Annotated in this window: 20 protein-coding genes; 3 read left to right on the top strand and 17 right to left on the bottom strand. The window is 70.7% G+C overall.

Annotated features, from left to right (window positions below; translation table 11 throughout):
* Positions 1 to 348: 348 nt before the first annotated feature.
* From ABJF88_11590 to ABJF88_11605, 4 genes are read right to left on the bottom strand one after another with little or no spacing between them, the layout of a single operon-like run.
* On the bottom strand, positions 349 to 3,636 hold the full coding sequence (locus ABJF88_11590) for an efflux RND transporter permease subunit (protein ID MEP0547566.1): 3,288 nt from the start codon (positions 3,634 to 3,636) through the stop codon (positions 349 to 351).
* Positions 3,637 to 3,653: 17 nt separating this feature from the next.
* Positions 3,654 to 4,808: an efflux RND transporter periplasmic adaptor subunit gene (locus ABJF88_11595; protein ID MEP0547567.1), complete on the bottom strand. Its 1,155-nt coding sequence runs from the start codon at positions 4,806 to 4,808 to the stop codon at positions 3,654 to 3,656.
* Positions 4,809 to 4,848: 40 nt separating this feature from the next.
* Positions 4,849 to 6,423, bottom strand: coding sequence for a TolC family protein (locus ABJF88_11600; GenBank protein ID MEP0547568.1), 1,575 nt, complete (start codon positions 6,421 to 6,423; stop codon positions 4,849 to 4,851).
* Between the two features lie 26 nt (positions 6,424 to 6,449).
* A complete protein-coding gene (locus ABJF88_11605) occupies positions 6,450 to 6,917 on the bottom strand; it encodes a MarR family transcriptional regulator (GenBank protein ID MEP0547569.1) in 468 nt (155 codons plus the stop codon).
* A 115-nt stretch (positions 6,918 to 7,032) separates the two neighbouring features.
* Between ABJF88_11605 and ABJF88_11610 the strand changes: the two genes are divergently transcribed.
* Positions 7,033 to 7,698, top strand: coding sequence for a TetR/AcrR family transcriptional regulator (locus tag ABJF88_11610; GenBank protein ID MEP0547570.1), 666 nt, complete (start codon positions 7,033 to 7,035; stop codon positions 7,696 to 7,698).
* 196 nt (positions 7,699 to 7,894) lie between these two features.
* On the opposite strand, the gene ABJF88_11615 is transcribed toward ABJF88_11610, so the two are convergent.
* The 9 genes from ABJF88_11615 to ABJF88_11655 all read right to left on the bottom strand — a co-directional run bounded on the left by ABJF88_11615 (position 7,895) and on the right by ABJF88_11655 (position 17,916).
* Positions 7,895 to 10,165, bottom strand: coding sequence for a bifunctional aspartate kinase/diaminopimelate decarboxylase (locus ABJF88_11615; GenBank protein MEP0547571.1), 2,271 nt, complete (start codon positions 10,163 to 10,165; stop codon positions 7,895 to 7,897).
* 265 nt (positions 10,166 to 10,430) lie between these two features.
* On the bottom strand, positions 10,431 to 11,240 hold the full coding sequence (locus ABJF88_11620; protein ID MEP0547572.1) for a carboxymuconolactone decarboxylase family protein: 810 nt from the start codon (positions 11,238 to 11,240) through the stop codon (positions 10,431 to 10,433).
* A 96-nt stretch (positions 11,241 to 11,336) separates the two neighbouring features.
* Entirely contained in the window at positions 11,337 to 12,329 is a 993-nt protein-coding gene (locus tag ABJF88_11625; protein ID MEP0547573.1) for an aldo/keto reductase, read from the bottom strand.
* An 86-nt stretch (positions 12,330 to 12,415) separates the two neighbouring features.
* Positions 12,416 to 13,159, bottom strand: coding sequence for a flavodoxin (locus ABJF88_11630; GenBank protein ID MEP0547574.1), 744 nt, complete (start codon positions 13,157 to 13,159; stop codon positions 12,416 to 12,418).
* Between the two features lie 44 nt (positions 13,160 to 13,203).
* Complete coding sequence (locus ABJF88_11635; protein MEP0547575.1) at positions 13,204 to 14,319, bottom strand: alpha/beta fold hydrolase; 1,116 nt, start codon at positions 14,317 to 14,319, stop codon at positions 13,204 to 13,206.
* A 62-nt stretch (positions 14,320 to 14,381) separates the two neighbouring features.
* A complete protein-coding gene (locus ABJF88_11640; protein MEP0547576.1) occupies positions 14,382 to 14,858 on the bottom strand; it encodes a nuclear transport factor 2 family protein in 477 nt (158 codons plus the stop codon).
* 118 nt (positions 14,859 to 14,976) lie between these two features.
* Positions 14,977 to 16,170: an aldo/keto reductase gene (locus ABJF88_11645; protein ID MEP0547577.1), complete on the bottom strand. Its 1,194-nt coding sequence runs from the start codon at positions 16,168 to 16,170 to the stop codon at positions 14,977 to 14,979.
* A 50-nt stretch (positions 16,171 to 16,220) separates the two neighbouring features.
* The gene (locus ABJF88_11650) at positions 16,221 to 17,108 is read right to left on the bottom strand and encodes an aldo/keto reductase (protein MEP0547578.1); all 888 of its coding nucleotides are present in this window, start codon (positions 17,106 to 17,108) and stop codon (positions 16,221 to 16,223) included.
* A 61-nt stretch (positions 17,109 to 17,169) separates the two neighbouring features.
* Entirely contained in the window at positions 17,170 to 17,916 is a 747-nt protein-coding gene (locus tag ABJF88_11655; GenBank protein ID MEP0547579.1) for an SDR family oxidoreductase, read from the bottom strand.
* A 271-nt stretch (positions 17,917 to 18,187) separates the two neighbouring features.
* On the opposite strand from ABJF88_11655, the gene ABJF88_11660 reads away from it, so the two are divergent.
* Positions 18,188 to 19,186 (top strand): AraC family transcriptional regulator, encoded by a 999-nt coding sequence (locus ABJF88_11660; protein MEP0547580.1) that lies wholly within the window; start codon positions 18,188 to 18,190, stop codon positions 19,184 to 19,186.
* A 284-nt stretch (positions 19,187 to 19,470) separates the two neighbouring features.
* Entirely contained in the window at positions 19,471 to 20,070 is a 600-nt protein-coding gene (gene wrbA / locus ABJF88_11665; protein ID MEP0547581.1) for an NAD(P)H:quinone oxidoreductase, read from the top strand.
* 65 nt (positions 20,071 to 20,135) lie between these two features.
* Here wrbA and ABJF88_11670 read toward each other — a convergent pair whose 3' ends face one another.
* From ABJF88_11670 to ABJF88_11685, 4 genes are all read right to left on the bottom strand, one after another.
* Positions 20,136 to 20,753 carry a trimeric intracellular cation channel family protein gene (locus tag ABJF88_11670; GenBank protein ID MEP0547582.1) on the bottom strand — a complete coding sequence of 206 codons (618 nt, stop codon included), beginning with the start codon at positions 20,751 to 20,753 and terminating at the stop codon, positions 20,136 to 20,138.
* Between the two features lie 61 nt (positions 20,754 to 20,814).
* Positions 20,815 to 21,516: a DsbA family oxidoreductase gene (locus tag ABJF88_11675; GenBank protein MEP0547583.1), complete on the bottom strand. Its 702-nt coding sequence runs from the start codon at positions 21,514 to 21,516 to the stop codon at positions 20,815 to 20,817.
* A gap of 20 nt (positions 21,517 to 21,536) precedes the next feature.
* Positions 21,537 to 22,424 (bottom strand): VOC family protein, encoded by an 888-nt coding sequence (locus ABJF88_11680; protein ID MEP0547584.1) that lies wholly within the window; start codon positions 22,422 to 22,424, stop codon positions 21,537 to 21,539.
* A 31-nt stretch (positions 22,425 to 22,455) separates the two neighbouring features.
* Positions 22,456 to 23,313: an SDR family oxidoreductase gene (locus tag ABJF88_11685; protein ID MEP0547585.1), complete on the bottom strand. Its 858-nt coding sequence runs from the start codon at positions 23,311 to 23,313 to the stop codon at positions 22,456 to 22,458.
* Positions 23,314 to 23,374: the final 61 nt, after the last annotated feature.

Here is a 23,374-nt window from a genome sequence, read left to right on the forward strand (position 1 = left end):
TAAGTTTCAATTATCGGAAGCCAGACTCACACTCGGAGCGCCGGGGGTGAAGACGCTCCTGCCGCGTCTCGAAAGCTGTAGCGGTGGGGGTAACGAGACACAGATACCGGAACGGGTTCTGGGATGACGGCATCTTCACATGTGAGCCGTATTGACCGCCCAGGAGAGCGCCGTGCAGACCGTGCCATGGGGGCCGTTTATGACACTGCACACCATCAAGATGGAGGGCTACGGTCGGGCACTCGCGGGCCAAGTCGTGCAGCATTGTGTCGGCAACGGAGGAGCGCATAGCCTCCTCCAGGATGGCCTCGAGCGGCTCAGCATTGAGATCCATGGCTGTACAGGGGATCAGCCCTGCTCGCTCACGGCGGGCACGGGTTCGAGGGCGGGCGAGGGGCGTTCGGTCGCCTCCGGCCTCACTGTATGCCCTTTCTGGCGTCCACCGAACTTCCGGCGGACCCAGCTACCAAGGTCGTCGAAGTACGTGTACGCGACGGGCACGACGATGAGCGTCAGGATCGTCGACGTGATGAGGCCGCCGATCACCGCGCGCGACATCGGCGCGCGGAAGGCGCCGCCCTCGCCGAGCGCGAGCGAGCTCGGGAGCATCCCCGCGATCATCGCCAGCGTCGTCATGATGATGGGGCGGAGGCGGACCTGCCCGGCCTCGACGAGCGCCCGGAAGCGCTCGGTGCCCGCGCGCCTTCGCTCGTTGGCGTTGTCCACGAGGAGGATCGCGTTCTTCACCACGAGCCCGAAGAGGAGGATCACCCCGATCATCGACATCATGTTGAGCGTGTCGCCGGCGACGAGCAGCCCGAGGAGCACGCCGATGAGCGAGAGCGGCAGCGAGAGCATGATCGCGAACGGCTGCGTGACCGACTCGAACTGCGAGGCGAGGATGAGGAAGATGAGGATGATGGCCAGCAGGATCGCCTGGAGCACGTAGCCGGCCGTCTCGGCCAGCTGCTCCGTCTCGCCGCCGAAGCCGACGGTGTAGCCCGGCGGGATGTCCATCCCGTCGACGCGGGCCTGGATGGCGGCCGTCGCCTCGGAGACGGAGAGGCCGGGGGCCGGGCTGCCGGAGATCGTCGCCGTCCGCTGGAGGTCGCTCCGGTCGATCTGCGAGGGCGCCGTGCCCTCCTCGATCCGCGCGATCTGGGAGAGCGGCACGGAGCCGCCCGTCGGCGTGGCGATCGGGATCTGCGCGATGTCCTCGACGGACTGCCGCAGCGCCGGCGCCACCTGCACGACGACGTCGCGCTCCTCGCCCGTCGGGTCCTGCCACGTCGTCACGTCCTGCCCCGCGAGCACGGGCCGGACCGTCCCGGCCACCTGCCCGACCGTGAGGCCGAGCTCGTTGGCCACGTCGCGGTTGACGTCGATCCGGTATTCGGGCCGGGGCTGGCCGAGCGAGTTCTGCACGTCCACGATCTCGGGCAGCGCGGCGACCTCAGCTTCGACCTGCTGGGCGAGGGCCTGGAGCCCCTCCACGTCCGGCCCACGCACCTCGACGGCCAGCGGCGCCTGCGCCCCGCCGAGGCCGCCGGCGTCGAGCACGGACGTCTGCACGCCGAAGACCGGCGCGATCCGCTCGCGGGTCTCCGCCATCAGCGCCTGCTGCGAGGCGTCACGTTCGCTGGGGCTGACGAGGGCGACGAACACCTGGCCCGAAGTGACCGTCCCCGTCTGCCCGGCGCCGACGGTCGTGTAGGTGTACTCCACGCCGGGGAGCTCGGCGATGATGGCCCCGACCTGCTCGGCCTTCTCGCGGGTGTAGGCGAGGCTGGAGCCGTCCGGCGTCTCGAACGTGACGGCGAACTGGCTCTGGTCCTGCGGCGGGAGGAAGCCGCCGCCGATGAGCGGGAACAGCATCAGGGTCCCGACGAAGACGGCGACCGTGCCGGCGATGGTCGTCTTGCGGTGCCGGAGCGCCCACTCGATGATCCCGCTGTACTTCTGGGCCGTCCGGTCGAACCACCGGTTGAAGGCCGAGATGCCGCGCTTGAGCGGGTTCTTCGAGCGCCCATGCGTGCCCTCGACGTGGGGGTCCACGCCCCAGTGCGCCGCCATCATCGGCGTGAGCGTGAACGCGACGAAGAGTGAGACGAGCACGGCGAAGGCGACCGTCATCCCGAACTGGAAGAAGAACCGCCCGATGATGCCTCCCATGAACGCGACCGGCACGAACACGGCCACGATCGAGAGCGTCGTCGCCATGACGGCGAGGAAGATCTCCCGCGTGCCGTCGCCGGCGGCGGCGAAGTAGCCCCGCCCCAGCTCGCGGTGGCGCACGATGTTCTCGATGACCACGATGGCGTCGTCGATCAGGATCCCGATCGAGAGCGAGAGCGCGAGGAGCGAGATCACGTTGAGCGTGAACCCGAGCGCGCCCATCAGGATGAACGAGGCGATGACCGAGATCGGCAGCGCGAGCGACGTGATGACCGTGGCCTTCGCGTCGTTGAGGAAGAGCATCACGATGACGACCGTGAGGATGGCCCCGAGGATCAACTCGAAGAGCGTGTCCTCGACGGAGTGGCGGATCGAGACGGAGTTGTCGCGGATGACCTGCAGCTCGGCCCCCGCCGGCAGCGCGGCTTGTAGCTCTGCGACGGTCTCGATCACCCCTTCGGCCACGTCGACCGTGTTGGCCCCGCTCACCTTGAGGATGTCGAGCGCGACGGCACGGCGGCCGTTCACGAGCGCGACGGACCGCTCCTCCTCCGTGGCGTCCTCGACGCTCGCCACGTCGCCGAGCCGGATGGGCGTGCCGCCCCGGTTGGCGACGACGAGGTCGTTGAACTGCTCCGGGTCGACGATGCGACCGACGACGCGGACGAGCTGCTCGCCCGTGCCGCGCTCGACGCGGCCGGCCGGGACTTCGAGGTTCTGCGTCTGGAGCGCCCCGATGACCTCGTTCACGCTCACCCCCCGCGCCTGCAGCCGCGCCGGGTCGACGTTGACGCGGATCTCGCGGGCGAGCCCGCCGGCGACCTGGACCTCGCCCACGCCGGGGACGGCTTCGAGCGTCCGCCGGATCTCTTCGTCGGCCAGCGCCGTCAGGTCCTGGATGGGGGTCTCGTCGGACGAGACGGCGAGCGAGACGATGGGCTGCGCCGCCGGGTCGAACGTCTGCACGAGCGGCTGCTCGATGTCGAGCGGGAGCTCGCGGCGGACGGTCTCGATCTTGGCGCGGATGTCGTTGGCGGCGTCGTCCACGTCGCGGTCGAGGTCGAACTCGACGATGATCTGGGAGACGCCCTCCAGCGAGATCGAGGTGATGCCGTCGACGCCCTGGACGGGGTTGAACGCCTGCTCCAGCCGCTCGGACACCTCGCGCTCGATGGTCTCCGGGCTCGCGCCGGGGTAGACCGTCGTGACGGAGACGATGGGGATCTCGATGTCGGGGAACTGGTCGATCGGGAGGTTCCGCAGCGAGAACAGCCCGAGCACTACGAGGCCGATCATGACCATCGCCGTAAAGACGGGCCGCCGGATGGCAACACCGCTCAGCCCGGTGAAACGGGACGGGTCCTCGGACTCCACGGCCGGATCGGGGATCTCGGCTTCGTGGTAGCCGGGGTTCTCGGAGGGCGGCCGCCCGGCGTTGGGGTGCGTATTCGGGTCCTTCATAGGAGGGGCGGGCTCGGTTATTCGGAGTCGGTGGTGGAGCGAGCGGGGCTTGCCGTGCCGGAGGTGCGGACGCGCGCGCCGGCCACGGTGTCGGTCGTCGGGGCTACGATCACGGTCTCGCCGGCGGCGAGGTCGCCGCTGACGGCGACGACGCCGCGGGCGGGGTCCCTCGCGACGACGGCGACCTGGCGGCGCCGGATCACGCCGCCTTCGACGGTGAGCACGTAGGACACGCCGTCGGCCTCGCGGAGGGCGGTGGCAGGAACAAGCAGTTCCTCCTCCAGCGTCTCCGACACGACGGTGCCCGTGGCGAAGAGGCCGCCGACGAGGTTGCCGGGGTTGTCGAGCCGGAGGAACACGCCGACCTGGCGCGTGGCCGGGTCGGCCGTCGGTTGGATGCGCGAGACGGTGCCGCGGAAGGTCTGGCCGGGGTAGGCGTCGATGCGGAACTCGACGGGGTCGCCCACCGAGATCTGCGCGGCCTGGTCCACGCCGACTTGCCCTTCGAGTTCGAGCGCGCTCGTGTTGACGACGGTGAAGAGCGTCTGGCCAGGGGTCACGGCCTCGCCGAGCTCGACCACCTTATCGCTGACAGCGCCAGAGATCGGCGAGTTGACGACGGTGCGGGAGGCCTGCTCGCCCGCCCCCGTCGCCTGGGCCTGCGCCGCTTCGAGCTGGGCCTGCGCCGCTTCGAGCTGGGTCTCGTTGCTCTGGAACTCGATCTGCGACATCGCCCCGGCCTCGTAGAGCGTCTGCGCCGACTCGTACTGTCGGCGCGCGAGGGCGACTTGGGCCTCGGCCGCGGCGACGCCCGCGCGGGCGCTGGCCGCCTGGCTGCGGATGCCCTCCGCCGTGATCGTCGCCAGCACGGCCCCGTCCCCCACACGGTCCCCTTCCTGCGCGCGGACGGAGCCGATGGTGCCGGACACCTGCGCCTTCACCTCCACGACGCGGTAGGGGTCGAGGCTGCCGGTAAGCGAAACGCCGGCGCTGATGGCGCCGCGCTCGACAGCGGCGACGTCGGACGAGACTAGCACGAGCTCGCGGGATTCAGCCGCCATCTCGGCGGGCTCGTCGGAGCCGCCGCAGCCGGTGAACGGGACCACCGCGAAGGCGATGGCCGCGAGGGCGAGCGCGGCGCGGCGCTGGAGGCGGAAAGGGAAAGCGTTCATCGGAGATACTCGGTCGGACTCGAGGGCGAGAGGGTGGGGACTACTGGTCGCCGAGGTCGTCGGCGGGGGTGATGTCGGAGGGCTCGGGCGCGGGAGGCTCGACGGGCGCCGGCGTGGCGTTCTCGGGGAGCGTGGGCTGCGCGTTCCCCAGCCCGGGCGCGACCTGGGCGCGGACGAGGTTGGAGTCGGCGAGGTAGAAGTCGGCGAGGGCTTGGACGAGGTTGCTCCGGGCCTGGAGGAGGGCGAGGCGGGCGTTCGAGACGTCGAGCTGCGTCGTGACACCCTCGTCGTACTGGAGCGTGGTGAGGTTGTAGACGCGCTCGGCCTGGTCCACCGTCCGCTGCCGCGCGGCGATGAGCGAGCGGGCGCGCTCTTTCTCTCCGCGCGCCTGTTCGAGCTGGAGCTGCACGGCCTCGCGGAGCTGGCTCAGCTGGTACTCCGCCTGGCTCAGTTGCACACGCGCCTGCTGCACCCGTGCCGAGCGCTGGAACCCGTTGAAGATGGGGATCTGGATGCCTACGCCGACGGTGAAGTCGGGCCGCCACTCGCCGCCGAAGTCGAAGATGCCGTCGGCAAAAAGCTGGCGGGCGTAGCTGGCGCTCGCGGCGACACGCGGGAGGTAGGCCGCCCGCTCCAGCCGCACCTGTGCCTCGCGGATCTCGACCTGTTCCTGGGCCGCCAGCACCGACGCGCGCGCCGACGTGATGGCCTCGGGGTCGAGCGCGGGGTCGGCGAGCGCGTCGGCGGGCGGCAGCGTCAGCGGCGTCGTCAGCGCGAGGGGCTGGTCGTACGGGATGTTCGCGAGGCGCTTCAGGTTGAGCACGGACACCTCGAGCGCGTTCTGCGCCTGGACGAGCTGCGGGCGGAGGTTCTCCAACTCGACCTCGGCGCGGAGCACCTCCAGTTCGGAGGCGCGGCCGGCGCGGAGGCGGAGTTCCTCCTCATCGAGGAACGCCTGCGCCTGTTCGAGCGCGACGTTCGAGATCGTCACGAGTTCGCCGGCGAGGAGGGCCTGGATGTAGGCCTCCTCCACCTGGAGCCGGACATCGGCCTGCTCCTCGGTGAAGTTGTAGCGGGCGGCGTCGCGGAAGTGCCGGGCGATCTGGATGCCGGCCCCGGCCTGCGGCGCGAAGAGCACCTGCGAGCCGCTGAGCGCGAAGGAGTACGTGTTCTCCTGCCCGAACGGGAGGTCGCTGAAGAGACCACCGAGCGCGCCGAGCGCCGCGTTCGGCGCGTTCTGTTCGAGGTACTCGACGCGGTCCTCCAGCGGGAGGGTCGGGTCCGGGTTGAACATGAGCGAGTCCGGGACAGCCGCGCCACCGCCCGTGTCGAACGACGACTGGAGGGTGCGGGTGTAGCCGGCGCTCGCGTCGATCTGCGGGTAGAGCGAGGAGTAGGCCTCACGCACCTGTGCGTCGGCGAGGTCGATCTGCGACTCGGCGAGCCCGATCTCCTCGCTCGTCGAGAGCGCGCGGGTGAGGGCGTCGGAGAGGCTGAGGGCGAGGGTGTCGCCAGGGGCGACGGCGGGCTGCGCGGCGAGCGGGCGGAGCATCGCCAGCCCGAGGAGTGCGGCGAGGGCCAGCGCGGTCCTGCTCATGTGGGGAGTCCTGCTCATGCGGGGGAGGGTCACGGAGTTCGGGGTCAGGCAGAGGGCTGGTCGCGCTGCTGGTCGCGCCAGCGTTCCACCTTGCGGTCGAGGTCGTCGAGGAGGAAGGCGTAGAAGGAGGACCAGGCGGTGACGCGGGCTCGCGCCTCCTCCATCTCCTCCGGGAGCGTGTGGCGTGTCGTGTCGAAGAGACGGCGCGTTTCCTCCAGGCGCTGCCGGGCGAGCTCGAACATGTGCTCGCCGGGGTTGTCGCCGATCCGGTAGAAGTCGCGGCGGTCGCCGGGGACGGTTTGGCGCTCGATGAGCTGGAGGTTCTCGAGGACGCGAGCGTTCGTGCTGACCGAGGCCTTGCTCACCTGGAGCCGCTCGGCGAGGTCGTCGAGCGAGTGGGCGCCGCCGTCGAGGAGGAGGAAGCCGAGGAGGCGACCGGCGATGCGGGGCATCCCGTGGCGCTCGGAGGTGAGCCCCATCTGCTCGATGAAGGTCTGGGAGGAGGCGTCCATGGTGGTCATGTTTAATTCATTCAGTGCGGACTGAACAAAGTTAATGAATCACGGTTCCATCGATCGGACTCCTCAGTCACCGCTCCTGTCATCTCCCACGTAGCTTCACACGATCATGCCGCGACTCCGACCCGACCCCGCCGCGCTGTCCCGGCGCGAGCGCGAGCGCCTGCTCCGCCGGCAGGCGATGCTTGCCGCTGCCCGTGATGTCTTCGCCGAGCGGGGCTACGTCCACGCTACGCTCGACGAGGTGGCCGAGCGGGCCGAGTTCGGGAAGGGCACGCTCTACAATTACTTCCCCGGCGGAAAGGACGAGCTGTTGCGGTCGGTGCTCGACGAGCTCTTCGACGAACTCGAAGAGCTCATGGAGCCGCTGCTCGATGCGCAGGTGACAGACACCGCGGCCCTCCGTGAGGCGCTCCACGCCTACCTCGCACGCAGCGCGCGGTACTTCTACCGGAACCGGGCCCTCTTCCACCTCATGATGCGGGAGGCGTGGCGGCTCCAGCTTTCGGTGGTGGAGGAGAGCCGGGACTACTTCCATGCCCAGGTCGAGCGGAGTGTGGCGGCGCTGAGCGAGGTCGTCGGGCGCGCCATCGCGGCCGGGGCGATCCGGCCGTTGCCGGCTCGATCGTTCGCTCACATCATCCTAGCCAGTGTCGCTAACCACATCGCAGCGCAGGAGGTCGTCGGCTGGCCGGAGGACCCCGCTACGGCGGCCGGCGAAGCGGCGGCCTTCCTCACCACATTACTCATGGACGGTGCCACCCCCGGCCGTTGACGCCGCCTCTGCTTGACGCAGGAGCATCGTAGGGGCCTCCGGCAAGGCTCCATGTCACGGGTATCCAGGCGCTGGTGAAGCGCCCCGCCAATTGAAGAAGGCCAACGGTATCCGGCCGTTTTCGGGAAGTCGCCTTCTCAACGGCGTGAGTCTCGCAGCATTCATCGTAGCAGCATGTCGTTGTTGCCTGCACCTGTCACTCTGCCAACAACTCCTCAACGGGAGGGGGGCGGAGGTTGTACGCTGAGGCCATAACGCGACCGTAGGCCCCGACCGTCGCAACGAGCATGACGTCATCCTCGGCCGTCTCGGGCAGCCGGCGGGCGTGGCCGAGCACGTCGCCGCTCTCGCAGATCGGACCGACGACCTCGGCGGTCCACACGGGAGGCTCGTCGAGCCGCGTGAGGTTGACGATCTCGTGGTAGGCCCCGTAGAGTGCGGGGCGAAGGAGTGCGTTCATCCCCGCGTCGAGGCCGACGAACCGGACGTCGCCCTTCTCCTTGAGCTGCGTCACGCGAGTGAGGAGCACGCCGGCCTCGGCTACGAGGTAACGGCCGGGCTCCAGCCACAGCACGAGACCGGGGTTCGCCGCCTTGAACTGCGCGAGCGGCGCGGTCGCGGCCGCGACGTCGAAGCCCGGCGCGCTCGGCGAGTCCGGCACGCCGAGGCCGCCGCCGAGATCGAGCACGCGGACGTCGGGGAACCGCGCAGCGAGTGCGGCGAGCGCCGCCGCCGTCTCGGCCCACGCCGAGGGGTCGGTGATCCCGCTTCCGAGGTGGGCGTGGAGCCCCACCACGCGGAGGCCGACCTCGTCCGCCCGCGCCGCAACCTCCTCCAGCGCGTCGGGCGCGACGCCGAACTTCGAGCGGGCGCCGGCCGTGCGGACGTGGGCGTGGTGCCCGCGCCCCTGCCCCGGATCGACGCGGACGAACGCCTCTCGCCCGGCGAACACGTCGGGCCACGCCTCCAGCACGAAGAGGTTGTCCACGGTGACATGCACGCCGCGCGCAAACGCCCGCTCGTACTCCGCTCGCGGCGCGAAGTTGGGCGTGAACAGCACCCGATCGGAGTCGAGGTCTGGGAAGAGGTCGAACACGCGCTCGACCTCGGCCAGCGAAACGCACTCGAACCCGACGCCCTCGTCGTGGAGGACGCGGAGGACGTCGGGGTGCGGGTTCGCCTTGAGCGCGTAGAGCACGCGGTCGACCGGCTCCACCCCGAGCAGGGTCCGCGCCGCCCGGCGGAGGGTGGTGGCGTCGTAGACGTAGCGCGGCGTCGCCTCCTCGGCCAGCGCCAGCAGGTCAGCACGGCGGTCGCGCCACCAGACAGGCCGCGCCGACGGCCCGTGCCGTCGGCCCATCACCACGTCGAGCGTCGGCCCGAACACGGGTCCGTCGGCGACAGCGCCGAACTGGCGGGCGTGCACCTCGCGCGCGATCCGGTCGGCCTGCTCGGGGTCCACGACGAAGGTGAGGTTGAGGTCGCTCGCGGCTTGGCTGACGAGGTGGACGGGGTGGCCTTCGAGCACCTCCAGCGTCGGGGCCAGTTCAGGCAGCACGGCGCGAAGGCCGGGGCCGACGAGGCTGACGGCAGCGTAGGGCCCGGCGGCGCGGGCGTCGCAGTAGGCACGGAGGTCGGCCAGCAGCGACTCCACCACGCGCGCGTCGAGCGCGTTAGCGACGGGGTCGAGCGTGACGCTGACGTTGGTCTCGGAGGTTGAGACGAGGTCGACCGAGAGCCCGTGCCGCTTGAATGCAGCGAACACGTCGGCGAGGAAGCCGACCTGCTGCCACATCCCGGAGGACTCCATCGCGACGAGCGTGACGTCCCGCTTTATGGAGAGGGCGAGGACGCCGGCCCCGGCGTCGGGCGCGGCATCAGAGATGACGGTGCCCTCGGCCTCGGGGCGGAGCGTGGAGCGGAGGTGGATGGGGATGCCGGCGCGGCGGGCGGATTCGATGGTCCGCGGGTGGAGCACCTTCGCGCCGGTCGAGGCCAACTCCTGCGCCTCGGCGTAGCCGACGTGCCGGAGCAACCGCGCCGACGGCACCATCCGGGGGTCGGCCGTGAAGAGGCCGGGCACGTCGCTCCAGATCTCCAGCCGCTCCGCGCCGAGCAGCGCGGCGCCGTAGAGGTCGCGGCCGAGCACCTCGAAGTGCGGCGCGAGCCGGGACTCCGCGGTCATGCCGAGGTCGCGGGCGAGCGCGTGGTGCCGCTCGCGGAGGTCGTCGACCGCGTGGGCGACGGCCTCCGGGTCGTCGGTGAAGGCGCCGCGCGCGGCCTCGTTCAGCAGGCGGTCGAGCGTATCGGAGACGCCGGCGAGGGCGGAGCAGACGAGGAGCGGCCGTCGGCCGTCGGCGGCCGTGGCGCGGGCGGCAGCGGCGATGGTGCGCCAGCCGTCTGCTGTGGCGACGCTGGTGCCGCCGAACTTGAGGACGGCCCAGTGGGTCAGGCGAGCTTCGGACACGGGAGGTCGGGTTCAATGTGCGCCGAGGCGCCGAGGGTGAGGCGATCCTTTAAGTGCGATGATGAGGCCGCAGCCTGCAGCCGCCGACTACTCGAGCGGCGCGTATGCGAGCCCGTGTTTCGGGTTCATCGGGATCACCAGCTGGCCGGTTCGGGTTGCGGATCGCATCCGACGAGGAGCACGGATGTGAGCACGGATACGGCGATCACGTCTTCCATGGGACGCCTGCGTTGGTGATGGAGGCTACGGGGCCTTGACTCCGGCCTCAGTTCTCCTGGAAGACCTCCCTGGCCACGCCGATAGCGGTGACGGCGTTGGGCCAGCCGGAGTAGAAAGCGAGGTGCGTGATCGCCCCTATCAGCTCGTTCTCCGTCACCCCGTTCTGCAGCGCCAGGCCGAGGTGGGACCGGAGCTGAGGCGGGCGGTTCATCGCGACGAGCGCGCTGACGGTTACCAGGCTCCGGTCGCGCTGGGAGAGTTCGGGGCTCGCCCACACCTGCCCGTAGAGGACGTCGTCCGTAAGGCCAGCCAACTGAGGGGCGATGTCGCCCATGAGCTGCTGCGCACGCGACGGCCCGTCCTCGCCGGACTCAGGCGGCGGGGGCGACCCCGCGGCGTACTGCTCGTCCGTGACCGGCTCCATCCACTCGGTGGACGGCCCCTCATCGGGGCGCTCCACCGTGGCGACGTGGGTCATGGGGGCGTCCGATGAGGCCCCATGCCAGTGCTTCACGCCGGGCGGGATCACGACGACATCGCCGGGGTGGATTTCCTGAACCGGGCCGCCCCAGTGCTGCACGCGCCCGGTGCCGGCGGTGACGACGAGGGTCTGGCCGAGGGGGTGCGCGTGCCAGTGGGTCCGGGCGCCGGGCTCGAAGGCGACCGTCGCGCCGTAGGTCCTGGCAGGCGCCTCCGACTCGAACCTCCCGCTCACTTGGACGGCGCCGGTGAAGTTCTCGGCCGGCGCCGGTTGGGACGGCGACGCCCCCCGGACGACGGTCAGGCCGTCCTGGGCATGGGCGAGCCCTGGGGCGACGAGGGCGAGGAACAGGGCTGTGGCGGCTATTCGTGTCATGGTGTCGCGGGGGTTGGCGTGGGCGTGTCGGTTCTAGAGGCGCTCTGTAGGCGATGCCAGCGGTGCATCGGGATGCCGCGGGCGACGCGGGGTCTGTCAGCGATCGATCATCTTCTGCGAGCTCTCGGAATAGCGCGCCCCGTGGGCCTCGATCCGCGCCGCGCCCTCCTCGATCCGGCGGAGGTCCTCGGCCGACAGCTCGACGTCGGCCGCGGCGACGTTCTCGTCGAGCCGGTGCGTCTTCGTCGTGCCAGGGATCGGGACGATCCACGTCTTCTGCGCCAGCAGCCACGCGAGGGCGATCTGGGCCGCCGTCGCGCCCTTCTCGTTGGCCATCCGCTCCAGGAGGTCGACGAAGGCGCGGTTCGCCTCGCGGTTCTCCTTCGATAGGCGGGGGACCGTGCCTCGGAAGTCGCCCTCCTCGAACTCGGTGTCCTCGTCGATCTTCCCGGTGAGGAACCCCTTGCCGAGCGGGCTGAACGGGACGAACCCGATGCCCAGTTCTTCGAGCGTCGGGAGGATCTCGTCCTCCGGCTCGCGCCACCACAGGGAGTACTCGCTCTGGAGCGCGGTCACGGGCTGGACGGCGTGAGCCCGGCGGATCGTGTCGACACCGGCCTCGGAGAGACCGAAGTGGAGCACCTTACCCTCATCGATGAGGTCCCGGACCGTCCCCGCCACGTCCTCGATGGGCACCTCGGGGTCGACGCGGTGCTGGTACAGCAGGTCGATCCGATCGGTCCGCAGGCGGCCGAGCATCCCCTCGACGGCCGTTCGGATGTGCTCGGGCCGGCTGTCGAGGCCGCCGCGATTCTCGCCCGTCTCGGGGTCGATGTCGAACCCGAACTTCGTGGCGAGGACGACGTCGTCGCGGTGGGGCGCGAGGGCCTCGCCGACGACCTCCTCATTGAGGAAGGGGCCGTAGACCTCGGCCGTGTCGAAGAGGGTGACGCCGAGGTCGACGGCGTGGCGGATGACGGCGACGGCCTCGGCACGGTCGGTCGTGGTGCCGTAGCCGAAGCTGAGGCCCATCGCGCCGTAGCCGAGGGCGGAGACGGTGAGGTCTTGTCCTAATGTGCGGGTATCCATGAGACCGGTGATCGTGAGAGTTAGAAGGGCGAGAGTGGCGCGCTTTCAGAGGGAGGTGGGGTGCGTGGGGGATTGGCGAGAACGCGTCACCGCAGGAAGCCGATATCCCGGAGCCAGCGCTGGACCTGCTCGTCGGCCTCCCGCCTCCGCTCCCCCTCCATCACGAACAGGACGCCGTCCCGCTCGATGCCGCCGGTGATCGAGAGGCCGTCGAGGACCCGGCTGTCGGGGGCCAACTCGCGCACCGTCCGGAAGCCGCTGCCCACGCCGTATCCGGCGTTCGTGTTGAACGGGACGACGGTCTTCCCGCTCAGGTCGTGCGCGTGGAGGAAGCTCTTCATGGGGGGCGGGAGCTGCATGCCCCACGTCGGGAAGCCCAGGAAGACCACGTCGAACGAGTCGAGGTCTATCCGGGTCGTCAGCGGAGGCAAGAACCCCGATTCGTTCTCCTCCTCAACCTGCCGAACGATCTCCTCGTAGTCCTCCGGGTACGGCGTCTCCAGCTCCAGCGACACGAGCTCGCCGCCGACGCGACTCTGGATGAGCCGGGCAACGGCCTCGGTGTTCCGCGTGCGTGTGAGGTAGACGATGACGATCCGCTCCTCGTCCGCAGCGGTGATCGAATCCGCGACGGGCGCTGCGACGGTGGAGGCTCGCGACACCTCCTCCCGGTCGGAGCAGCCGGCGAGCGCGAGGAACGCGGCTAACCAGAGGAACAGCGAAGGACCCGTTCGACACGGGCGAATCGGGAGTCTTCCGGTGCTCATGCGTTCCCCGTCGCCGTGGAAGGCGGAGAAGGTGGAGTCGGGGCCGAGGGTGCGCGTGTGCATGTCGGTTCGTGGGTCGTCGTGGCTCCGAGTCGTAGCGGGGGTCGTCAGTCCAGCCCCTTGCTCTGGAGCCACCCGGCCAGGTGGTCCGCGACGTCGCGGTTGTTGAGGTCCGACATCGGGAAGTGCGTGTTGCCCCGGATCCCGATCGACGGGAGCTCGACGAGGGTGACGTCGCCGCCGTGGCGGTTCACCGCGTCCTGCCAGAGCCGCGCCAGGGCGAGGTACGCGCGCCACTGGTCCTGCCCCGGATACGCGACCGGCTCCTCCGGGATGTTGCCGCCGTAGTAGACGACGATCGGGATCTCCGTGAGCCGCTCGAACTCCGCGAGCGGCACGGTCGTGGGCGTAGCCGCGCCGCCTACGTGCGGGATGGGATCGGGCGCCTCGCCCTCCGGAAAGACGAAGCCGCTGGCCGGCTCGAAGGACGCGATGGCGCGGACGTCCTCGTCCTCCATCGCCACGCGCCACCCCAGCCCGCCGCTCTGCGAGTGCGTGACGAGGACGCCCGGCCCGACCCTCTCGAACAGGGCCGACACGGCGTCCGTGTAGACCTCGGCGTCGTACGGGCCCGTGTTGGGCGTCATCTGCCGGAAGAACTGCTCGAGCGCTTCCGGGTCGCGCGAGAACTGCACGTTGGGGAAGAAGTCCGGCCAGATGCCGAGGCGGAAGATGCCGTACCAGAGCTGCTCGTCGGGCGTGGCCTCGATGGTCGCCGGTTCCGTGCTGCGCCCCGCCCGGCCGCGGCGCGGCTGGTCGATGAGGTAGACCGGGAAGCCGCGGCGCAGGAAGATCGTCTGGAAGCCCTCGCGCCCGTCGGGCGTGGTCTGCCACGTCTTCGCGGATTGCCCGTAGCCGTGCCAGAACACGAGCGGCAGCTCTCTGGCATCGGCCGGGACCTGGTAGAACACGTAGGCGTGGTCGCCGTGGAGCGTCTGCCCCGCAGGATCGACGCCGCTGGGGTCGTAGGCGCCCTGTTCGATCGGGTCGAACGTGCCGGGCGCGGTGACGACCGTGCCGCCGACGGCGAAGCTCCCCTGCTCCTGGAGGACGATGGGCTCGGACTCCCCGCCGTCGACTGCCGTTGTCGCGCAGCCCGGGGACAGGGCCGCGGATGCGATTAGCACGAGGAGGCGGGCGATCTTCATCTTCTTGTTCGTCATGGTCGTCTTGTGCTGTGGGGGTGCCCGTCGAGGAGCAGCGTCTGCCCTCTTGAAACGGACGGCTACTGCAAGAGTCGGGTGAACGAGAGCGAAGCGAGCTTCCAGCCGCCGTTCTCCCGCACGTACACCTCCGTCACCTCGAACGGGTTGGTGACCTCGTTGTCGCCGACGACGGCGTCGAGGCGGATCGTGTTGAGGACGATGGCCGTCTCGCCCGCGAACCGGACCGACGCCTCCTGGATCTCGGCGTGCTTGTAGTGGATCCCGCCGCTCCGGATGACCTCGAGCTCCCGCTCCGTCCCCCACGCCCCGCCCATGTGGACGAACACGGCTTCGTCGTGGAACAGGTCGGCCAGGGCGTCCACGTCGCGGTCGGCCATCCACAGCCACTTCTGCCGGGAGAGGTCGAGGAGCTCCTGCTCGTCGTACGCGTCGTCAGCCGCGGGCGTCGCTAGCTCGCGCTGCGGGGTGCACGACCACAGCGCGGTCGCCATCAGCACGCAGAGTCCGACCGATGATGCTCTCATGGGGAGGTTCATAGGTCCGGCTGCGATGAGCGGAAATTCGTTCGGAATGATCGACGGGCAGCGTACCGGCGCCGGGGATCAGGTTGTTGATCTAACCCGGAGCGGACGGGGACAGCCTCGCCGACGGCACTTAGTCCTTCGGCGGCGCCTCGACGCCCGTTGCTGCCAGCACGGCAGGCGGGAGGCGCTCACCTCGGATGGTGATCGCCGAGAGGTCGGCGTTGAGCTGCTGCAACTCGGCGGCGCTGAAGGAGACCGCCGCGGCGGCGACGTTGCCCTCCAGATGGGCCATGTTGGTCGTACCGGGAATGGGTACGATCCACGGCTTCTGAGCCGTCAACCACGCCAGTGCCAGCTGCGCCGGTGTCACGCCCTTGCGGCGCGCCCAGGTCTGGACCAGCCTGACGAGCTCCATGTTGGCGGGTAGCGCTTCGGGGGCGAAGCGCGGCACGTTAGAGCGGAAGTCGTCCTCGCTGAAGCACGTCCTCGCGCTGATGGCGTCAGTGAGGAAGCCCATCCCCAACGGGCTCCACGGGACGAAGCCGATGCCGAGCTCCTCGCAAAGCGGGAGGACCTGCGCTTCAGGACCGCGCCACAGCATCGAGTACTCGTTCTGGATCACGGCCACCGGATGCTCGGCATGAGCGCGGCGAACCGTCTGCAGACCGGGCTCTGACAAGCCGTAATGACGGACCTTCCCTTGCGCTACCAGGTCTTTCACCGTCCCGGCCACGTCTTCGATGGGTACCTCGGGGTCGACGCGGTGCTGGTAGAGGAGATCGATCCGGTCGGTCTGGAGCCGGCGGAGCATCCCCTCGACCACCTGCCGGATGTGTTCGGGCCGACTGTTCGTTCCGCCGCGCCGCTCGCCCGTCTCGGGGTCGATGTCGAAGCCGAACTTGGTGCAGAGGACGACCTGGTCGCGGATCCCTTGCAGCGCTTCGCCGACGAGTTCCTCCGACATGAACGGGCCGTAGGCCTCGGCGGTGTCGATCAGCGTGACGCCGAGGTCCACAGCGCGCCGGATGAGCGCGATGCCGGCGCTTCGGTCGGTGCTGCTGGCGTACAAGTCGTTCACCCTTTCAGGGCTGCTGCCCGGATGCCACTGAACGCCGAGACCGATGGGGAAGACCTCGAACGGGCCGAGTCGCCGCCGATCTGGGTCGGAGCCCGCGCGGGGCGGTGGGGTGGCCTCCGCATGGGCGGTCGCCGTCTGGGCCAGCGCGGGCGCGCCGGCGCCGAGTGCCAGGATCGGGGCGGCGGCGCCGAGCCGGGTGAGGAATGCGCGGCGGGGGAGGCCGGTCGGAGTACGGTCGTTATCCATGACGGTTGTTGGGCTAAAGGGAAGGGAGAGGCAAGCCGCTCGAGCCGGACTCACGCCTCGGGGATCGGTCTGCCGTAGGCCTCGAGGGTGACGCTGTCGGGCTCTGGGCCGCCGCGTTCCCCGGTGCCGAGCGCGTCGATCGCGGCGAGCTCCTCGCTGGAGAGGTCGAAGTCGAAGACGTCGAAGTTCTCGGCGATGCGGGTGGGCTTGGTCGACTTCGGGATCGCGGAGCGGCCCTGCTGGAGGTGCCACCGGATCATCACCTGCGCGGCCGACTTCCCGTACCGCTCGCCGATCTCGTTCAGCGTCGGGTCCTCGAACGTGCTCCGCTCGGCGTCGCCGTAGGAGGTGATCCCGCCGATGGGCGACCACGCCTGCGTGAGGATGCCGTGCTCGGCGTGCAGCGCTTGGAGCTCGGTCTGCTGGAAGTAGGGGTGGACCTCGATCTGGTTCACGGCGGGGACGACCGACGCCTCGGCCAGCAGGCGGTCGAGGTGCTCGGGCATGAAGTTGCTCACGCCGATGGCCCGGACCTGGCCGCCTGCAAGGAGCGACTCGAGCGCCCGGTAGGCGTCGAGGGTCCGGTCGAAAGCCGAGGGCAGCGGCTGGTGGAGGATCAGCAAGTCGAGCCGGTCGACGCCCAGCTTGCCGGCGCTCTTGTCGAAGGCGTGGAGCGTCTCGTCGTAGCCGTAGTCGGAGATCCAGACCTTCGTCTCGATGAACACCTCGTCGCGGGCGACGCCGGAGCGGCGGATGCCCTCGCCGACCTCCCGCTCGTTGCCGTAGGCGGCGGCGGTGTCGATGAGGCGGTAGCCGCTCGCGAGGGCGGCTTGGACGGCGCCGTCGGTGTCCTCCGGGCTGCTCTGGAAGACGCCGAGGCCGAGGGCCGGCATCTCGACGCCGTTGTTGAGGGTGGGGGTGGGGTTGGGGGTAGGCATGGAAACGGGGGTTGGAGGAGGGATGTGGGCGGACGGCGTTGGCGGCCGGTACGCCGGGGAGTTAGAGCCGCTGGCGGGTGGGGCGGAAGAGGATCTCGTTGACGTCGACCTCCTCCGGCTGACTGATGGCGAAGGCCACGCAGCGGGCGAAGCTCTCGGCCGGGATCGCGTGCGCCTCGTAGTAGGCGGCGATCCCCTCGGCCACGCCCTCCGCCTTCACCGACGACGGGAGCTCGGTGTCGACGGCGCCGGGCGAGATGATCGTCGAGCGGAGCCCGTAGTCCTTCACCTCCTGCCGGAACGCTTCCGAGATCACGCGGACGGCGTACTTCGTGGCAGAGTAGACCGCGCCGCCGGGGCCGATCGTATGGCCGGCGACGGAGGAGACGTTGATGACGTGGCCGCTCTTCTGCTCCTTCATGTGGGGGAGCGCGGCGGCGATGCCGTAGAGCACGCCCTTGACGTTGACGTCGATGGCGCGGTCCCACTCGTCGACGCGGAGCATTTCGAGCGGGGAGAGCGGCATAATGCCGGCGTTGTTGATCAGGACGTCGATGCGTCCGAACCGGTCGACGGCGGCGTCGACGAGGGCCTGCACCTGGTCGCGGTCGGTGACGTCGGTGGTGACGGCGAGGGCCTCGGCGCCGGACTCGGTCAGCTCGTTCGCGAGGGCTTCGATCCGGTCGGTGCGACGGGCGCCGAGCACGAGGCGGGCGCCCCGGGCCGCGAGGTGGCGGGCGGCGGCCTCGCCGAGCCCGCTGCTCGCGCCGGTGATGACGATGACTTTCCCTTCGATGTGGTCGCTCATGGGGTAGGCGTGCGGGGTGGCTGCGGTTGAGACGAGGGGGCGACGGAGTACGAGGCGCCTTCGCTCATCGGATGAAACTCCGGGCCCGTCGAGGACGAGGGGATCCCTCACCGTTCGAACCCCAGTCTAGGGAACACGTTCAGCTATACTGTAGCACGATCCTCCGATATCATTGAACGATCCTCCGAAGGGGCGTATCTAGCGACACCCATCACGTATCCTCCGCTCCCCGACACCCATCCCATTCCCAGACGTTGGTCTCCTCCCTCCCATGGACGTCATCCGCCCCCCTGCCTCGGACCGATCTCCCGCCTCGGGCCGCCCTACTACCGATCGGGACGCGCCTAGCCGCGACACCACCCGTGCCCGCGCCGACCGCGCCGAGCTGGCGGAGCGGATCGTGCGGATGCTCCCCGAGGACGGTCGAGCCGAGCCGGTCCCCGGCCTCTTCGTCGTCCGGGCGTCCCGGCCGTCGGCCCCGTTCTACGGGGTCTTCCGGCCGTGCTTCTGCGTGATCGCCCAGGGAGGCAAGGCGCTCCAGCTCGGCGAGGGGCGGTACTACTACGACCCGTTTCACTACCTCCTCGTCTCGGCCGAGCTCCCCATCGTGGGCCGCGTCGTCGAGGCGTCGGAGGAGGAGCCGTACCTCGGCCTCCGGCTCGACCTCGACCCTGCCGTCGTGAGCCAGGTGATGGTGGAGGCCGGCGGCGTGCGCCCGTCCGGCGGCGCGGAGCGGCGGGCGCTCGACGTCAGCCCGCTCGACGCCGATCTCCTCGACGCCGTGCTCCGCCTCGTCCGCGCCGCCGGGTCCCCGCGTGAGGCGGCCGTCCTCGCCCCGCTCGTCGTCCGCGAGATCGTCTACCGCCTCCTCGTGGGGGACCAGGGCGACCGGCTCCGCCACATCGCCGTGCTCGGCGGTCAGAGCCACCGGATGACCGAGGCCATCCGCCGGCTCCACGCCGAGTTCGACCGGACGGTCCGGATGGAGGAGCTCGCGTCGGAGCTCGGGATGAGCGCCTCGACGTTCTACCAGCGGTTCAAGGACCTCACCGGCATGACACCGCTCCAGTTCCAGAAGGAGGTCCGGCTCCAGGAGGCGCGGCGGCTCCTCCTCGAAGGCGACCTCGACGCGGCGACGGCGGGGTACCGCGTGGGATACAACGACCCCTCCCACTTCAGCCGGGACTACAAGCGGCTCTTCGGGGACCCGCCGATCCAGGACGTGGAGCAGTTGCGGAAGGCGACGACGGGCGCCGTGCCTACCGAGTGACGGGGCTGGATGGCCAGCGTCGTGCTGAGCGACACGGTCTGCCCCCACCCAAGATCTTGAGGGAACCTCCGGAAAGGCTCCTTGCCGTGGGTATCCTGGCGCTAGTGACTACGTCCGCCAATTCGCCAACGGCATCGGGCCGCTTCCGAGGCCCCTTCAGAACGGGTCCGGCCACGTTCGCAAGGACGGCCACGTGTGCCAGGAACAGCCCCACCGCTTCTACGTGAGTAGGGGTCCCTTCTCCGAAGCCCGTCTCAGCTAACACATCCTCAGAGGAACGCCTCATGGCTCAGGTCAAGCTCGCCGTCGTCTACTACAGCACCTACGGCACCAACCACCGGATGGCCGAGGTGGCCGCCGAGGCCGCCCGCGAGGCCGGCGCCGAGGTCCGCCTCCTCAAGGTCCGCGAGACGGCGCCCCAGGAGGTCGTCGACGCGCAGGACGCGTGGAAGGCGCAGCAGGAGGCGACCTCCGACGTCCCCACCGCCACGCCCGACGACATGGTATGGGCCGACGCCTACCTCCTCAGCGCCCCGACGCGCTACGGCGGAGCCGCCAGCCAGATGCGCTCGTTCATCGACACGCTCGGGCCGGTCTGGCAGGAGGGGAAGCTGGCGAACAAGGCGTTCACGGCGATGACGAGCGCGCAGAACCCCCACGGCGGGCAGGAGACCACGCTGCAGACGCTCTACATCACGGCGATGCACTGGGGGTGCGTCCTCGTCCCGCCCGGTTACACCGACCAGGCCGTCTTCGCCTCCGGCGGCAACCCCTACGGCGTCAGCGTGACGGCCACGGGCGAACCGTTGAGCGACGATGTCAAGGCGTCGATCCGGCACCAAGCGCAGCGCGTCGTCCGCTTCGCCACCCGACTCCAGGAGTAGCATCCGCCTCGGAGGGACCACCGCCTAACCTCGCCCCGGCGTCAAGCGGGTGCGGCGGACGTGGCCTACGGGACGTCCCCTTCCGGCGGCACCGGGCGGGGGAGCCGGAGGCCCCGCCACATCGCGAGCAGGCGGAGCCCCGTCGTTACGGCGGCCGCCGCCGCGAGCCCGATCCCCGCGCCGACGCCGAGCGCCTCGGCACCCGCGTACACCCCGCCCCCGACGAGGGCCGCCGTCGCGTAGAGGTCGTGGCGGAGGACCGACGGCACCTCGCGCACGAGGACATCGCGGATCACGCCCCCGCCCGTGGCCGTGAGCCCGGCCATGAGGACGACGCCGATCGGGCCGAGCCCGTACGCCGCCCCCTTCGAAGCGCCCATGGCCGCGAACACGCCGAGGCCGACGGCGTCGGCGAACTGGACGGCCGGGCGGAGCCGGGTGAGGGCCGTCGCAGCCCCCGCGGCGAGCGCGCCGCCGGCGAGGCAAACCACGAGGTACCGCTCGTCGACGAGGGCGGCCGGAGGCGTGGCCCCGAGCACCACGTCGCGGACGAGCCCGCCCCCGACGCCCGTCGCCACGGCGAGGACCAGGACGCCGAGGAGGTCGAGCCGGTGCTGGACGCCACGGAGCGCGCCCGCCGCGGCGAACACGAACGTGCCGGCGAAGTCGAGGGCGGTGAGCATGGGGGTAGCGGGTTGCGAAGGGGGACGACGGGGCCGGTGTAGGCCCGCCGTACGTTGTCGCTCAGGTGGCACACGCGCCGTCTGCGCAGCCGTCAGCGCCCGTCGCTTCAGCGGACGGTACGGGACCCTCACGCCGCTCGGCCCACGCCTCCTCCAGCACCTGGAGGAACGCCGAGGCGGGCTGCGCGCCCTGGACGGCGAACCGGCCGTCGAAGACGAACGTAGGGACGGCGCGGATGCCGAGGCGCTGCGCTTCGGCGATCTCGGCGCGCACCTCGTCTTCGCCGTCGCCCACCCCGAGGTAGACGAGGGCGTCGTCGCGGTCGAGCCCGACGGCCTCGGCGAGGTCGGCCAGCACGGTGTGGTCGGCGACGTTGAGGCCGCGCGTGAAGTGCGCCTCGAAGAGCTTGTCGGCGAGGGCGCGTTGCACGTCCGGCCCGCCCCGCTCCAGCGCGAAGCGGAGCAGCCGGTGCGCCGTGAGGGTGTTGACGGCGAGGGCGTCGTCGAAGCGGAGATCGAGGCCGTCCTCCCGGGCCGTCGCCGCCGTTTGGCGGAGCGTGGCGTCGAGGCGGGGGCCGAACTTCTTCCGCAGCGACTCCGTCAGCGGGCGCGGCGTCTCCGGCAGCGTCGGGTCGAGCTGGTAGGAGCGGAAGACGACCTCGACATCTTCAGTGTGGGGGAAGGCGGCGAGGGCGCGGGCGAACCGACGCTCGCCGACGTAGCACCAGGGGCAGGCGACGTCGGAGTAGATCTCTACGGTCATGGTAACAGGGGCGTCGGAAGTCAGTCGGTGGTGGCGAGGCGGAGCACGGTGCCCCACGGGTCGGCGACGCGGCCCACGGGATCGATGGGATGCCCTGCGGCGGTGAGGCTCTCGGCGGCCGCCGCGACGTCGTCGTCGGTCGGGAGGACGAGCGTCCAGTCGAGCAGCCGCACGTCGTCGTTCCCGGCCTGCGGCGCGCCTGCGGCCCACGTGTTCGTGCCCAGATGGTGGTGGTAGCCGCCGGCGGAGAGGAAGAGGGCGCCGGGGTAGCCCCAGACGACCTGGTCGAGGCCGAGCGCCTCGTGGTAGAACGCGGCGGCGCGGTTGAGGTCGCCCACGTGGAGGTGGACGTGTCCGACGACCGTGCCGGTCGGTGCGCCGTCCCACGGCGCTTCGCCGCCGGCCCGAAGGAGATCCTGCACGTCGAGCGGCTCCGTCGCCATGGCGATCTCTTGGCCCCAGCGCTCCCACGCGCTGCGGGGGCGGTCGGCGTAAACCTCGATCCCGAGACCGTCGGGGTCGGAGAGGTAGACGGCCTCACTCACGAGGTGGTCCGACATCCCGGGCCGGACGCCCCCCTTAGCGAGGTGCCGCAGGAAGCGGGCGAGGGAGGCCCGACCGGGGAGGAGGAGGGCGACGTGGAACAGGCCGAGGCGCCCGCGCCGGGACACGGGCCGCGCCCCGGGGCGCTCGACGAGCTCGATGAGGGGGCGATCGGCGCCGAGGGTGGCGGTGGCCCCGGAGCGGTCGAGCACACGAAGGCCGAGCACGCCCTCGTAGAAGGCGAGCGAGCGGTCGAGGTCGGTGACTTGGAGGCGGACGCGGCCGGGCCGCGTCGCCGCCGGAAGCCGGTAACCGGGTGGGGCGATGCCGGTGTCGGGGCGGGCGTCAGAAACGGGGTAGGCCATGGCATTCGGGGGGCGGTTCTGGAGGTCGGCCTCAGCCCGGGAGGTCGTCGGCGACGGCGTCGGCGAGCGGGGTGGTCGGGCGGCCGATGATCCGGCGGAGGTCGCCGCTCTCGACGCGGAGGGCGCCCTGCGCGATGGCCTCGTCGAAGTCCCGCAGGAGGGCGGCTACGTCGTCGGGCAGTCCGAAGCCGACGAGCGCCCGCTCGTACTCCTCGGGGGGCACGTCGCGGTAGACCACCTCGGTGCCGCTCTGGCGCGTGATCTCCTCGGCCATTTCGGACATCGTGAAGGCGTCGTCGCCGCCGAGCTCGTAGACGGCGCCCTCGTGGCCGTCGGACGTGAGTACGACGGCGGCGGCCTCCGCGTAGTCGTCCCGGGTGGCGGCGCTCACGCGGCCCTCGCCGGCGCTGCCGAGGATGGCCCCCTGCTGGAGCGTCTGCGCGAGCGTGCCCGTGTAGTTCTCCGTGTACCACCCGTTGCGGAGGAGGGCGAACGGGAGCCCGGACGCGCGGATCGCCGCCTCCGTCTCGCGGTGCTCGGCGGCGAGCATCAACGGGCTCGTGTCGGCGTGGGCGACGCTGGTGTAGACGAGGAGGCCTACCCCGGCGCCCTTCGCGGCCTCGATGACGTTCCGGTGCTGCGCTGTGCGCTTGCCGACGTCGGAGGCGGAGATGAGGAGGAGGCGGTCCACGCCGTCGAAGGCGGGGCCGAGCGTCTCGGGCCGGGTGTAGTCGGCCTCGCGGACGACGACGCCCCGCGCGGCGAGGTCGGCGGCCTTCTCGGGGCTCCGCACGGCGGCGATGATCCCGGAGGGCTCGGCGCCCCGGCGGATGAGGTGGTCGATGACGAGGCGGCCTAGGCGGCCGGTGGCTCCGGTGATGGCGATCATGGCGGTGGGGGTCTGGTACTGAGGTAACGTGCTGGAAGGCGGTGGGAACCGAGGATACAGG

Source organism: Rhodothermales bacterium (assembly GCA_039944855.1).
In the GTDB taxonomy this organism is placed as follows: domain Bacteria; phylum Bacteroidota; class Rhodothermia; order Rhodothermales; family JANQRZ01; genus JBBSMX01.

What these genes read in the sequence shown, in the direction of transcription:
- ABJF88_11620 (MEP0547572.1), bottom strand. Translation starts at nt 11,240, where the DNA reads ATGACACGAATAGCCGCCACAGCCCTGTTCCTCGCCCTCGTCGCCCCA.
- ABJF88_11685 (MEP0547585.1), bottom strand. Translation starts at nt 23,313, where the DNA reads ATGATCGCCATCACCGGAGCCACCGGCCGCCTAGGCCGCCTCGTCATC.
- ABJF88_11680 (MEP0547584.1), bottom strand. Translation starts at nt 22,424, where the DNA reads ATGGCCTACCCCGTTTCTGACGCCCGCCCCGACACCGGCATCGCCCCA.
- ABJF88_11610 (MEP0547570.1), top strand. Translation starts at nt 7,033, where the DNA reads ATGCCGCGACTCCGACCCGACCCCGCCGCGCTGTCCCGGCGCGAGCGC.
- ABJF88_11640 (MEP0547576.1), bottom strand. Translation starts at nt 14,858, where the DNA reads ATGAACCTCCCCATGAGAGCATCATCGGTCGGACTCTGCGTGCTGATG.
- ABJF88_11670 (MEP0547582.1), bottom strand. Translation starts at nt 20,753, where the DNA reads ATGCTCACCGCCCTCGACTTCGCCGGCACGTTCGTGTTCGCCGCGGCG.
- wrbA (MEP0547581.1), top strand. Translation starts at nt 19,471, where the DNA reads ATGGCTCAGGTCAAGCTCGCCGTCGTCTACTACAGCACCTACGGCACC.
- ABJF88_11630 (MEP0547574.1), bottom strand. Translation starts at nt 13,159, where the DNA reads ATGCACACGCGCACCCTCGGCCCCGACTCCACCTTCTCCGCCTTCCAC.
- ABJF88_11600 (MEP0547568.1), bottom strand. Translation starts at nt 6,423, where the DNA reads ATGAGCAGGACTCCCCACATGAGCAGGACCGCGCTGGCCCTCGCCGCA.
- ABJF88_11590 (MEP0547566.1), bottom strand. Translation starts at nt 3,636, where the DNA reads ATGAAGGACCCGAATACGCACCCCAACGCCGGGCGGCCGCCCTCCGAG.
- ABJF88_11675 (MEP0547583.1), bottom strand. Translation starts at nt 21,516, where the DNA reads ATGACCGTAGAGATCTACTCCGACGTCGCCTGCCCCTGGTGCTACGTC.
- ABJF88_11595 (MEP0547567.1), bottom strand. Translation starts at nt 4,808, where the DNA reads ATGAACGCTTTCCCTTTCCGCCTCCAGCGCCGCGCCGCGCTCGCCCTC.
- ABJF88_11655 (MEP0547579.1), bottom strand. Translation starts at nt 17,916, where the DNA reads ATGAGCGACCACATCGAAGGGAAAGTCATCGTCATCACCGGCGCGAGC.
- ABJF88_11650 (MEP0547578.1), bottom strand. Translation starts at nt 17,108, where the DNA reads ATGCCTACCCCCAACCCCACCCCCACCCTCAACAACGGCGTCGAGATG.
- ABJF88_11625 (MEP0547573.1), bottom strand. Translation starts at nt 12,329, where the DNA reads ATGGATACCCGCACATTAGGACAAGACCTCACCGTCTCCGCCCTCGGC.
- ABJF88_11605 (MEP0547569.1), bottom strand. Translation starts at nt 6,917, where the DNA reads ATGGACGCCTCCTCCCAGACCTTCATCGAGCAGATGGGGCTCACCTCC.
- ABJF88_11635 (MEP0547575.1), bottom strand. Translation starts at nt 14,319, where the DNA reads ATGACGAACAAGAAGATGAAGATCGCCCGCCTCCTCGTGCTAATCGCA.
- ABJF88_11645 (MEP0547577.1), bottom strand. Translation starts at nt 16,170, where the DNA reads ATGGATAACGACCGTACTCCGACCGGCCTCCCCCGCCGCGCATTCCTC.
- ABJF88_11660 (MEP0547580.1), top strand. Translation starts at nt 18,188, where the DNA reads ATGGACGTCATCCGCCCCCCTGCCTCGGACCGATCTCCCGCCTCGGGC.